We start from the raw sequence: 11,739 nt of genomic DNA on the forward strand, positions 1-11,739 counted from the left end.
TCCTCCCGTCGTCGAACACGTGTTCGACTCGGGAAGGGGTCATGAGCCAGTCCGCCCGCGCCGCCGGCTGCACCGTGCTGCACGTCGACATGGACGCGTTCTTCGCCAGCGTCGAGGTGCGCCGCCGCCCCGAGCTGGCCGGCACCCCGGTCATCGTGGGCGGGGCCGGCAACCGCGGGGTCGTCACCTCGGCCACCTACGAGGCCCGTCGCTACGGGGTGCACGCCGCGATGCCGACGTCCCGCGCGCTGCGGCTGTGCCCGACCGCGACGGTGCTACCGGGGGACCTGGCGCTCTACGGCGAGGTCTCCCGCGCGGTCATGGCGCTGTTCCGCTCCATCACCCCGCTCGTGGAGCCGCTGAGCCTGGACGAGGCGTTCCTCGACGTCTCCGGTGCCGGGCGCCGGCTGGGCGACGCGGCCGAGATCGGGGAGTACATCCGCGCCCGCGTCTACGACGAGCAGGGCATCACCTGCTCGGTGGGCGTGGCGGGCACGAAGTTCGTCGCGAAGCTGGCCTCCACCCGGGCCAAGCCCGACGGGCTGCTCGTCGTCCGCCCGGCCGAGGTCATGGCGTTCCTGCACCCGCTGCCCGTCGGCGCCCTGTGGGGGGTGGGCGCCAAGACCGAGGAGGTGCTGGTGCGGCTGGGGCTGCGCACGGTGGGTGACCTCGCCCACGTGCCGGCGCGCACCCTGCAGCGGGCGGTGGGCCAGGCCGCCGGCACCCACCTGCACGAGCTGGCGTGGGGCCGCGACCCCCGCCGGGTGGTGCCCGACGAGCCGGAGAAGTCGACCGGGCACGAGGAGACCTTCGGCACCGACGTCGACGACCCGGCGGTCATCCACCGCGAGCTGCTGCGGCTGTCCGAGCGGACGGCGGGCCGGCTGCGCTCGGGCGGCTGGCTGGCCCGCACCGTGACCATCAAGGTGCGCTTCGCCGACTTCACCACGATCACCCGCTCCCGCACCCTCGAGGTCCCCACCGACGTCGGGCAGGAGCTCTACGACACCGCCCGCGCCCTGTTCGACGCCCTGGGCCTGCAGCGGGCGCGGATCCGGCTGGTCGGCGTGCGCGCCGAGCGGCTGGTGGAGGCCGGCTCCGCACCGCGCCAGCTGCAGCTGGGTGCCCGCGAGCACGGCCGCCGGGAGGCCGAGCTCGCCGCCGACCGCGCCGCCCGCCGGTTCGGGGCCGGTGCGGTGCGCCCGGCGACGCTGCTGCACCGCGGCGGCCAGCACGCCCGGTGACGGTCCGAGGAACCCGCGAGGGCGCCCGTTCGTCTCTCCTGGCGGTGCCGTCCCACCCCGCGAGAGTGATCACGGCGGGTCGGCGCCGACTCGCCTTTCGCGCCCCGCAAAGGGCTCGTATCCTCGTTGTCACCGACGGCGGGCACCGCCGTCGGGTCTTGGCTTTGGCCCACCTGGAGGTCGACGTGCCGCTCTCCGAGCACGAACAGCGACTGCTGGAGCAGATCGAGCGCGCCCTCGTCGATGACGATCCGAAGTTCGCCTCGTCCGTCCGCACCGGTGATCGCCGGATCAAGGCCCGCCGCAGACTGCAGCTGGGCGCTCTCCTCGTCCTGGTCGGGATGGCCGTCCTCGTGGGCGGCGCCGTGGCGTCGTGGGTGCCGCTCGGTGTCCTCGGCTTCCTGATCGCCTTCGGCGGGCTGGCGCTCGCCGTCCTCAACTACAAGAACGCCACCGGTGTGGCCGAGGCCGGCTCCACCGGGCCCGCCGCCGGTCCGGCGTCCCGCGGCCGCGGCGGCAAGCCCCGCCGGCAGCCGCTGAAGAACCGGCTGGAGGAGCGCTTCCGCCGCCGCTACGACCAGTAGCCCGACCGCCTCGCCGCGACAGCCGCCGTCCTCCGGGACGGCGGCTGTCGCGCGTCAGGGGCCCGCGAACCGCGAGGAGGAACCGTGACCGATCCGGTGTGGCAGGCACTGGCCGCCGACGGCGGGCTGTGGGGCTGGGGGGACGCCGACGGCATCGTCCCGTGGGCCGGCGAGGACGGCCGCGACGTCGTCCCGCTGTGGACCTCCGCGGAGCTGGCCACCGCGGAGGCCGCAGCCGCCGCCGACCCGGGTGAGGCGCCGGTCTTCCTCGACCTCGACACCCTGCTGGAGGAGATCCCCGGCTGGCTGGACGGCGGGGTGTCCGCGGCCGTGCTCAACGCGGGGGACGGCGGCCGGCCGGTGCCCCTGACCGAGTTCACCGAGCAGGTCCTGCGGCTGCAGGTGGACCGCCCCGACTGAGGCCCGCTCAGCCGCGCACCGCCGTCCGCCGGCCCAGGCGCAGGGCCGGCCGGGCCCCGCGCGGCCACAGGGCGGCGCCCAGGGACGCCGGCCACAGCAGGGCCCGCAGCCGCGTCCGCCGCGGCGCCGTCGACAGCAGCGCGCGGCGGGCGGTGGCCAGCGTCGCCCGGAGCTCCGGCCCGGCCGCCGGCGCGCTGCCCGGCCGCGCGTAGCTGGCCGCCTCCTCGGCGCCGGCCAGCCGGGCGACGGCGTCGGCCGCGGCCGCGGCCGGATCCGGCCCGTGGCGGCCCCGGGTGCGGGTGCCGCCTGCCGCGCTGCGCTCGGCGACCGCGGCGGCCAGGTGCCCGGCGGTCTGGCGCGGCGTGCGCGCCGGGTCCCCCTCCAGCCCCACGTCCAGCGCCGTCGCGGTCAGCTCGTCCCACAGCCCCGCGGGGTCGTCGCCGGCCAGCCGGCGGCGCCGCTGCAGCGCCCGCAGCCCGGCCGGGACGGCGGCCAGGGCCGCGACGCCCAGCACCGCCGCGGCGCCGAGCAGCACCGGGCGCACCCACTGCGCGGACTCCTCGGCCTGCTGCGGCGCCGGGGTGGCCTGCGGCGCCCGGTCGACCTGCGGGGTGGGGGTGACCGGGGCCGGCAGCGGCGCGGTCGGGGCGTCCGTGCGCGGATCGGCCTCCTGGTCCTGGGTCCGGGGCGACCACGGCAGGTCCACCGCCCGGTCCACGTCGATCGGCGTCGGGTCGAACGGGATCCACCCAAGGTCGTCGAAGTACACCTCGACCCACGCGTGCGCGTCGTCGCTGGTCACCAGCCGGCTGCCGTCGGGCTGCACGGTCCCGGGGGTGTAGCCGAGCACCACCCGGGCGGGCACGCCGGCCGCGCGCACCAGGACGGCCATCGCCCCGGCGTACTGCTCGCAGTAGCCGCGCCGCAGCCGCAGGAAGTCGAGGAGGTCGTCGCCGGTGGTGCCCGGGGCCGTCGACAGGGAGTACACGAAGTCGTTGTCCCGGTCGGTGAAGTAGTCGTACAGCGCCCGGACCCGCTCGTAGGGCCCGGTCAGCCCGTCGGTGAGCCGGCCGACCAGCTCCGGCACGCTGGGGTCCAGCGGCGGCAGGGCCGTGTAGCGCTGGACCAGCGGCAGCTCGGCCGGCAGCGGCCCGGCGCCGGCCAGCTCCTCCTCGCCGGGCCGCGGCTCCACCGAGGCCACCGACCAGGTCCGTCCTGCCGTGGTCGCGTCGCGGCCGAAGACGGTGGACGTGGCCGGGTCGAACCGCCAGCGGTCGGCGTCGGCGACCTGCACCGCGAGGGGCGAGTACAGGACCGGGAGGAAGCGGTCCTCGTGGCCGAGCGCGGTGATCAGCGCGTCGACCGGCCGCCCGTCGCGGCGTCCGGGCAGGGGGGCGAGCTCGTCGTCGTCGGCGACCGACTCCTCCCCGTCGAGGTTGCCGACGGTCCACCCGTCGTCGTTGTCGTAGACCTCGAGGGCGACGACCCGCAGGTAGCCGGGGTCCTCCACCGAGGCGTCGACGCTGAGCAGGTCGATCGGCTCGGGCAGGGTCAGCTGTCCCTGCAGCGCGGCGGCCGGGTCCAGCGCCGTCCCGGTCGCGCCGCCGCCGGTGCCGCCGATCCCGCCGGCGAAGGTGCCCTCGGTCAGTGTGGGCACGACCGCGCCCACCACCAGGCCGAGGACGACGGCGACCGCCCCCGTGCGGACGGCGGTCAGCGTGCCGGTGCCCAGCAGCGGGCGGCGCCCCTCGGGCGACCGCCCGCCCAGCCGCCGGTGCTGGTCGGCCCACAGCAGCAGTGCGAGGCCGGCCGCGGGGGCGACCACCGGCAGGGCGCCGATCGTGCCGGTCACCGTGCTCACCGGGACGCAGAACAGGACCAGCAGCCCCAGGCCCGCCAGTGCCGGCTGCCGGCCGCCGACGGCCACCAGGTCGACCACGATCGCCACCAGGCCCACCAGCACCGTGGTCAGCGCCAGCAGACCGGTCAGCGGCAGCGCCGGGGTGGACTGCTCCCGCAGCTCCGCCGTCCCGTCCACCAGCACCGCGGCGAGGTCGGTGACGCTGCCGCTCGTGGGCAGCCACCCGCCGCCGGCCCGGGCCGGGGCGAACAGTGCGGTCAGCAGGCACCCGAGCAGCGCCAGCTGGCCGAGCGGGACCAGCGGCACGCCGAGGACCACCCACCGGGTGGGGGCGGGCCGGTCCCCGAACAGCCGGCGCTCCAGTGCCGCGCCGGCGCCGCGCAGCGCCAGCCCGCCCAGGGCGACGACGGCGACGGCGGCCAGCACCGGGGGCAGCCAGCTGCGGTCGGTGAAGACCGGGACCAGCGCGACGGCGCCCAGCGCGGTGGCGACCGCCGCGGCGAGGGTCGTGCCGACCTCCCGCAGCCCGGTCACCGGGTCACCTGTTCGCCCGCGCCCGGCGGAGCCGGCACGACAGCGGAGCCGCTCACGCCGGCACCGACCCGAGCCCGGACGGCGCCGACCGCCCCAGCTGCGCCCACACCGAGGCGACCGAGGTCGTGGCCGTGGCGACCGCGACCTGCCAGCCCCCGGCCCGCAGCAGGTCCGCGGCGGCCTCCTGCTGCCGGGCCAGCTCGCCGTGGGCGGCGGCGAGCGGACGCCGGCCCCGGCCCGCGCCGGCGTCGGCCCAGCTGCCCAGGTCGGCGAGCACGGCGACGTCGCTCGTGGGGCCGGAGCGGGCGCGCACCAGCTCGGCGGCCTCGTCGGGGCCGACGGCCCCCAGGAGGGCGACCACCGGACCGTCGCCGGCCGCCCGCGCCAGCAGGTCGATGCCGGGGCCCAGGCCGCTCAGCCGGGACGGCGTCAGCGCGGCGAGCCGGTCGAGCAGCTCACCGGGCCCCAGCCCGTCGCGGTGCTCGGCGGGGGCGAGCTCGACGGCGTCGGTGACCACCCGCAGCGTCGCGCCGCGGGCGATGAGCTCCGTGCCGATGCTGGCGGCGGCCTCGACCAGCCACTCGAAGCTGTCCGGCGGCGGGGAGTCCGGCGTCGCGGCGGCGGCGTGGGCGGCCGCGGCGTGCCCGCGCAGCAGGAGGTGGGCGCGCGTCCGGGTGTCGAGCAGCAGGGTGGCCTGCGCCCGCCACGGGCGCTCCTCCATCCGCACCATGAGCTCGCCGGTGCGCGCCGTGGCCCGCCAGTGCACCTTCCGCAGGTCGTCCCCGTGCCGGTAGGCCCGCGTGCTCACGTCGTCCTCACCGTGGACGGCGATGGACCGGCGGGCGCCGGACGCGCCGCCCCCGTGGCCGCCGGACGGCCCGCCGGCGCCGAGCGGGACGACCCGCGGCACCACGACCAGCGGGGCGCTGTCGGCGCCGGAGACGCTGCGCGCCACGAGCCCGAACGGGTCGACCAGCCGCAGCCGCAGCGGGCCCAGCCGGTGGCGGCCGCGGCGCCCGCCGTGGACCCGGTAGTGCAGGGCCGTGGTGGCGCCCCCGGGCAGCCGGTCGACGACGAACTCCGGCGAGGGCCCGAGCTCGGCGGGCAGGGTCTCGGCCAGCAGCCACAGCCCGCCGGTCCCGCGGCCGGCGTTGGTCAGGTCCAGCCGGACCTCGGCGTGCCCGCCCCGGGGGACGCGGGAGGGCAGCACCGTCCGCCGGGAGGCCACCCGGAACCGGTGCCGCGCGACGGCCGCCGCCGACAGCAGCGGCAGGGCCAGCACGAAGACCGCCACCTGCACGAGCGGGCGCTCGCCCAGCAGCACACCGAGCAGGAGCAGCGTCAGCCCGGCGGCCACGAGGCAGCGGCCCCGGAGGGTGAGCGTGGCGAGCGCGGTCGCCACCGGGCCGCGCACCGTCAGCGTCCGCGGAGCACCGGGACGGTGGCGAGCAGCTCGGTGACGACCTGCTCGGCGCGGCGGCGCGCGGCCGCGGCGTCCGGGGTGAGCAGCAGCCGGTGGGCCAGCACCGGCACCGCGACGGTCTGGACGTCGTCGGGGAGGACGTGGTCGCGGCCGGCCAGGGCGGCGGCCGCCCGGGCGGTGCGCAGCAGCTGGAGCCCGGCCCGCGGCGAGGCGCCCAGCCGGAGGTCGGGGGAGCGGCGGGTGGCCTCCACCAGGGCGACGACGTAGCGGCGGACGGCCTCGGAGACGTGCACCCGGCCGACCGCGGCGACCAGCGCCCGCACCCCCGCGGCGTCGGCCACCGGGGTGAGCGAGGCCAGCGGGTCGGTGGTGACCATGTCGTCGAGCATGGCCAGCTCGGCCTCGCGGTCGGGGTAGCCCATCGAGACCCGCGCGGTGAACCGGTCGCGCTGGGCCTCGGGGAGGGGATAGGTGCCCTCCATCTCGATCGGGTTCTGGGTGGCCACGACCAGGAACGGCCGGGCCAGCTCGTAGCTGACCCCGTCGACGGTGACCTGGCGCTCCTCCATGCACTCCAGCAGCGCCGACTGCGTCTTGGGCGAGGCCCGGTTGATCTCGTCGGCCACGACGATGTTGGCGAACACCGCCCCCGGCTTGAACTCGAACTCGCGGGTCTCCTGGTCGTAGACCGACACCCCGGTGACGTCGCTCGGCAGCAGGTCCGGCGTGAACTGGATGCGGCGCACGCTCGCGTCGATCGAGGCGGCCAGGGCCTTGGCCAGCGTGGTCTTCCCGACGCCCGGCACGTCCTCGACGAGCAGGTGCCCCTCGGCCAGCAGGACCACGAGGGCCAGGTGGACGACGTCGGGCTTGCCGTGGACGACGCGGGCCATGTTCGCGGCGATCCGGGCGCCCTCCGCCGCGACGTCGACCGAGGAACCGGCCGCGTCCTGCGCCGTCCGCGCCAGGTCCGTCACGGCGCTGCCTCGACAGTCGTCGGCTCCCTGCCCAACGCCGCTCCCTCCCCGTGGGACCGCGCCTCTCGGTCCGGTCCACCCACGGTACGTGCGCCGACCGGTCACCGGGCGGTCACGCGGCACCGGACGGGTGGGTTCCCCAACTCGTGGGGCTCCTCCCACCCCCACGGCGACCCTGCGCGACGACCGGCCGGGCCGGCCCGCGCCCCACTCCACCCCACGCCGCGCCCCACCCGGCCCCACCCCGCGCCCGGGGCCGCCGGACGCCGCGCTGACCTGCGGGTGGAGCGGTGGGGGAGAGCGGTCACGAGATGGTGTCGAGTGGTGTCCGGTGGGGCGTGGTGGGTTACTGTGTGGCCCGGTGGGGAGGCAGGGCCCGTCCCGGGGGCACCCCGGAGCACGAGGAGGACCGATGGGGGAGGTGATCCGGTGTTCGTCGGCAGCTATCCGCTGCGGCTCGACGAGAAGGGCCGGCTCGCACTCCCCGTCCGCTTCCGCGAGCAGGTGGCCGGCGGCATGGTGATCAAGAAGGGTCAGGAGCACTGCATCTACGGCCTGACCCTGCAGCGGGTCGCCGAGCAGAGCCGGGCCGCGGCCGCCATGGCGCCCTCCGACACCGCCGAGGCCCGGATGCGGGCCCGCATGGGCTTCGGGTCGATGGTCGAGGTCGAGCCGGACAAGACCGGCCGGATCACCATCCCCGCCAACCTGCGCCAGTACGCCGGCCTGGACCGCGACGTGGTCGTGGTCGGCGTCGACACCCGCTTCGAGATCTGGGACGCCGCCACCTGGGACGCCTACGTGGCCGAGCAGGAGGCGAAGTTCGCCGAGATGGAGAGCGAGGGGATGCCCACCCTCTCCTGAGCCCACGTCCGCCCCGAACCCCCTCCGGGCCCGCCCCGACCGAGCCGTCTTCCCCGCGGCTCGACCGGTCCGGCCCGAGCCGCCTTCCCCGCGGCTCGGACCTCGCGGCACGGCAGGGAGCACACCGCGCCCCGGGCGCGCGCCGGCCCGCCCTTCCCCGGGCACGGGCCGGCACGGGCCCTCCCCGTCCCCGCGGGGCGCCACCTGACGCACTTCCCCGGCGCCAGGCGGGCCCCGCGGGGGGCGGGCCGCCCCTCGCGGCCCGGGAGCCCGCCCCACTGCGCCCCACCACCCCCACCCCGCCCCACCGGTGCCCGACACCACCGGCGAAACGCCGCTGCCCTCCACCCGTCGACCACCGCCCCGCGCCACCATGGACGGGCCGAACCACCCCGTCCGAGGAGCAGTCGACGATGAGCAGCACCGAGCCGGCGCCGTCCGCGGTGCACGTGCCCGTGCTGCTCGACCGGGTGGTCGAGCTCCTCGCCCCCGCCTGCGCCGCCGAGGGCGCCGTGCTGGTCGACGCCACCCTGGGCCTGGCCGGGCACTCCCTGGCGCTGCTGCGTGCCCACCCCGGCCTGCGGCTGGTCGGCCTGGACCGCGACCCCGACGCCCGCGCGGAGGCGACCCGGCGGCTGGCGGCCGCGGGCGTCGCCGACCGCGCCACCGTCGTGCCCGCCGTCTTCGACGAGCTCCCCGACGTGCTCGAGCGGCTCGGCGTGGCGGAGGTCCAGGCGGTCCTGTTCGACCTCGGGGTCTCCTCGCTGCAGCTCGACCGGCCCGACCGCGGCTTCAGCTACGCCGCCGACGCCCCCCTCGACATGCGGATGGACCCCGGCGCGCGGCGCACCGCCGCCGACGTGGTCAACACCTACTCCGCGGCCGAGCTCACCCGCGTGCTGCGCGTCTACGGCGAGGAGCGATTCGCCGGCCGCATCGCCCGGGCCATCGAGCGGGAGCGGGCCCGCGAGCCGTTCACCCGCACCGGCCGTCTGGCCGAGCTGGTGCGCGAGTCCATCCCGGCCGCCACCCGCCGCACCGGCGGGCACCCCGCCAAGCGGACCTTCCAGGCGCTGCGGATCGAGGTCAACGACGAACTCGGCGTCCTGGAGCGGGCCCTGCCGGCCGCGATCGAGGCGCTGGCCGTGGGCGGGCGCATCGCCGTCATCACCTTCCACTCCCTCGAGGACCGGATCGTGAAGCAGACCCTCACCGCCGCCGCGACCGACCGCACGCCCCCGGAGATGCCGGTGCCGCTGCCCGAGTACGGCCCCACGCTGCGGCTGCTCACCCGCGGCGGGGAGGCCCCGTCCGATGCCGAGGTCGCCGCCAACCCGCGCGCCGCCTCCGCGCGGGTCCGTGCCGCCGAGCGCACCCGGAGGGCCGCATGAGCTCCGCCGCCCGCGCCGCCGGGGTCCCGCCGGAGCCGCGCCGCGCCCCCGGCGCCGGGCGCCGGACCACCCCCCGCGCGGTGCCGGTGCCCCCGGACCGCTCCTCGGGCGCCCGCGCACCCCTCACCGGCCCGGACCGGCCGGGCCGTGCACACAGCGTCCCCGTCCGCACCGGCGGCCTGCGCGCCCGCCCGCTCGCGACGGGGCCCACGCCCCGCCCGGCCGGTGCCGCCGCGCCGGGCCGGGACCGCGGCCGCGCGCTCTCCCGCCGGCAGGCCCCGTTCGTGCTGCTGGTGGTGGGGCTGCTGGTCGGCACGTCGCTGGCCCTGCTGGTCCTCAACACCGCCATCGCGGTCAACTCGCTCAAGGCGACGCAGCTGGCGTCGGCCAACGCCGACCGCGCCCAGGAGGTGGAGCGCCTGGAGCAGCAGGTCGTCGACGGCAGCACGCCCGCCGCGCTGGCCTCGGCCGCCGCGGAGGAGGGGCTGGTCCCGGCCGGCCCGGCCGCCTACCTGGTGATCGGCGAGGACGGCACGGTGACCCTGCGCGGGGAACCCCGGCCCGCCGAGGACCCCGCGACCGACCCCGAGTCCGGCACGGGAGGCTGACCGGTGCCACCCGAAGCCCGCCGCCCCGCCTCCGGACGGCGTCCCGCCGACCGGCTCCCGAAGGGGTCGGGCGCCTTCGCGCCCCGCCGCACGCCCGGCAGCCGCCGCACCGTCGCCGCGATCCGGTCCAGCAGCCGCCGGCTGACCGTCGGTCTGGTCCTGGTCGTCGTCCCGCTGCTGGTGGTCACCGGCAAGCTGGTCCTGCTGCAGGGCGTGGACGGTGCCGAGTACGCCACCGCCGCGGCCCAGGACCGGTTGCGCAGCTACCCGATCGCCGCGCTGCGCGGCGCGGTGACCGACCGGGACGGCAACCCCCTGGCCTACACCGTCGACGCCTCCCGCGTGGTCGCCGACCCGACGGTGGTCACCGACCCGGCTCGAACCGCGCTCGCGCTGACCACGCTGCTCGACGTCCCGGTGTCGGACCTGACCGACGAGCTGTCGCGGGACAGCCGGTACGTCGTCCTGGCCTCGCAGGTGACGCCGGAGACCGTCGACGCCATCGACGCGCTCGGCCTGGGCGGCATCTTCTTCGAGGACGACCCCGTCCGGCTCTACCCGGCCGGGATCACCGGCGGGCAGGTGGTCGGCTTCATCGGCCGGGACGGCGACGGGCTGGCCGGCATCGAGCAGACCTTCGACGAGCAGCTGGCCGGGTCCGACGGCGAGCGGCGGGTCGAGGTGGGCAGCGGCGGGCACCCGATCCCGTCGGGCATCGACGAGTCCACCCCGGCCACCGACGGCGAGACCGTCGAGCTCACCCTCGACTCGGACCTGCAGTACGTCACCGAGCAGCGCCTGGAGGAGGCCTGCGAGGACGGCGCGACCACCCGCGCGTCGGCGGTCGTGCTCGACGTGCACACCGGCCAGGTCGCCGCGATGGGCTCCTGCCCGGGCTACGACCCGGCCCAGGCGTCGCGGACCGACCCGGAGCTGCTGGGCAACCCCCTGGTGTCCGACGTCTTCGAGCCCGGCTCGGTGATGAAGGCGGTGACGCTCTCCGCGGCCCTGGAGGAGGGGAAGGCCACGCCGGACACCGTGCTGACCGTGAACGGGCACATCCAGGCCGGGGACGCGGTGGTCACCGACGCCCACGACCACGAGCCGATCGACTGGACGGTCACCGGCGTCCTCGCCAAGTCCAGCAACGTGGGCACGATCATGCTGGCCCGGGAGGTCGGCGACGAGAAGCTCGAGGAGTACCTCCGGGCCTTCGGCGTCGGCAGCACCACCGGCATCGAGCTGCCGGGCGAGAGCGCCGGCATCCTGCAGGCCTCCGCGGACTGGGCGGCCAGCCGCGCGGCCAACGTGGCGATCGGCCAGGGCGTCTCGGTCACCACCCTGCAGATGGCGTCGATCTACCAGGCGATCGCCAACGACGGGGTGCGCATCCCGCCGCGGGTGGTCGGCTCGGTCGGTGGCGAGGCGGCGGCCGCGCCGGAGGGCACCCGGGTGGTCAGCGAGAAGACCGCCGAGCAGATGGCGTACATGCTCGAGGCGGTCGTCGGGCCGGGCGGCACGGCGCCGCTGGCCCAGATCGACGGGTTCCGCGTGGCCGGCAAGACCGGCACCGCGCAGCGGGCCAACCCCGAGTGCAACTGCTACGACGGCGGCGGCTACGTGACCACCTTCGTCGGGTTCGCCCCGGCCGACGACCCGCAGTACGTCGTCGCCGTCGACCTGGAGCGGCCGACCAGCTCGGCGGAGGGCGGCCAGGTCGCCGCGCCGGTGTTCGCCGACGTCATGCGCCAGGCACTGACCGCCGACGGGATCGTGCCGTCCGGGACGCCGCGCCCCGACTTCCGGCTCACCGGTTGAAGGACCCTCCTGCCC

Annotated in this window: 10 protein-coding genes; 7 read left to right on the plus strand and 3 right to left on the minus strand. The window is 77.4% G+C overall.

Annotated features, from left to right (window positions below; genetic code table 11):
- The first annotated feature begins 41 nt into the window (after nucleotides 1-41).
- The 3 genes from dinB (at nucleotide 42) to ACI789_RS13905 (ending at nucleotide 2,248) form a co-directional block, all read left to right on the plus strand.
- Nucleotides 42-1,244 carry a DNA polymerase IV gene (gene dinB / locus ACI789_RS13895; RefSeq protein ID WP_456919686.1) on the plus strand — a complete coding sequence of 401 codons (1,203 nt, stop codon included), beginning with the start codon at nucleotides 42-44 and terminating at the stop codon, nucleotides 1,242-1,244.
- A 158-nt stretch (nucleotides 1,245-1,402) separates the two neighbouring features.
- Nucleotides 1,403-1,828: a DUF3040 domain-containing protein gene (locus tag ACI789_RS13900; protein ID WP_457009909.1), complete on the plus strand. Its 426-nt coding sequence runs from the start codon at nucleotides 1,403-1,405 to the stop codon at nucleotides 1,826-1,828.
- Nucleotides 1,829-1,912: 84 nt separating this feature from the next.
- Nucleotides 1,913-2,248, plus strand: a complete 336-nt coding sequence (locus ACI789_RS13905; RefSeq protein WP_457009911.1) for a DUF2750 domain-containing protein — start codon at nucleotides 1,913-1,915, stop codon at nucleotides 2,246-2,248.
- Nucleotides 2,249-2,255: 7 nt separating this feature from the next.
- Here the strand turns inward: ACI789_RS13905 and ACI789_RS13910 are convergent, their stop codons facing one another.
- Genes ACI789_RS13910 through ACI789_RS13920 form a run of 3 tightly spaced genes read right to left on the minus strand, consistent with a single transcriptional unit; the run spans nucleotide 2,256 to nucleotide 7,043 of the window.
- Complete coding sequence (locus tag ACI789_RS13910) at nucleotides 2,256-4,643, minus strand: transglutaminase family protein (RefSeq protein WP_457009913.1); 2,388 nt, start codon at nucleotides 4,641-4,643, stop codon at nucleotides 2,256-2,258.
- A gap of 52 nt (nucleotides 4,644-4,695) precedes the next feature.
- On the minus strand, nucleotides 4,696-6,045 hold the full coding sequence (locus tag ACI789_RS13915; protein WP_457009915.1) for a DUF58 domain-containing protein: 1,350 nt from the start codon (nucleotides 6,043-6,045) through the stop codon (nucleotides 4,696-4,698).
- 14 nt (nucleotides 6,046-6,059) lie between these two features.
- Nucleotides 6,060-7,043, minus strand: a complete 984-nt coding sequence (locus ACI789_RS13920; RefSeq protein ID WP_456919691.1) for an AAA family ATPase — start codon at nucleotides 7,041-7,043, stop codon at nucleotides 6,060-6,062.
- 429 nt (nucleotides 7,044-7,472) lie between these two features.
- On the opposite strand from ACI789_RS13920, the gene mraZ reads away from it, so the two are divergent.
- The 4 genes from mraZ (at nucleotide 7,473) to ACI789_RS13940 (ending at nucleotide 11,724) form a co-directional block, all read left to right on the plus strand.
- Nucleotides 7,473-7,907 carry a division/cell wall cluster transcriptional repressor MraZ gene (gene mraZ, locus ACI789_RS13925; RefSeq protein ID WP_457009917.1) on the plus strand — a complete coding sequence of 145 codons (435 nt, stop codon included), beginning with the start codon at nucleotides 7,473-7,475 and terminating at the stop codon, nucleotides 7,905-7,907.
- A gap of 413 nt (nucleotides 7,908-8,320) precedes the next feature.
- Entirely contained in the window at nucleotides 8,321-9,298 is a 978-nt protein-coding gene (gene rsmH / locus ACI789_RS13930) for a 16S rRNA (cytosine(1402)-N(4))-methyltransferase RsmH (RefSeq protein WP_457009919.1), read from the plus strand.
- On the plus strand, nucleotides 9,295-9,906 hold the full coding sequence (locus ACI789_RS13935) for a hypothetical protein (protein ID WP_457009921.1): 612 nt from the start codon (nucleotides 9,295-9,297) through the stop codon (nucleotides 9,904-9,906). The genes rsmH and ACI789_RS13935 overlap by 4 nt, the downstream gene beginning before the upstream one ends.
- A gap of 3 nt (nucleotides 9,907-9,909) precedes the next feature.
- Complete coding sequence (locus ACI789_RS13940) at nucleotides 9,910-11,724, plus strand: peptidoglycan D,D-transpeptidase FtsI family protein (RefSeq protein WP_457009923.1); 1,815 nt, start codon at nucleotides 9,910-9,912, stop codon at nucleotides 11,722-11,724.
- The last annotated feature ends 15 nt before the right edge of the window (nucleotides 11,725-11,739 follow it).

The organism is Geodermatophilus sp. SYSU D00965 (genome assembly GCF_054050075.1).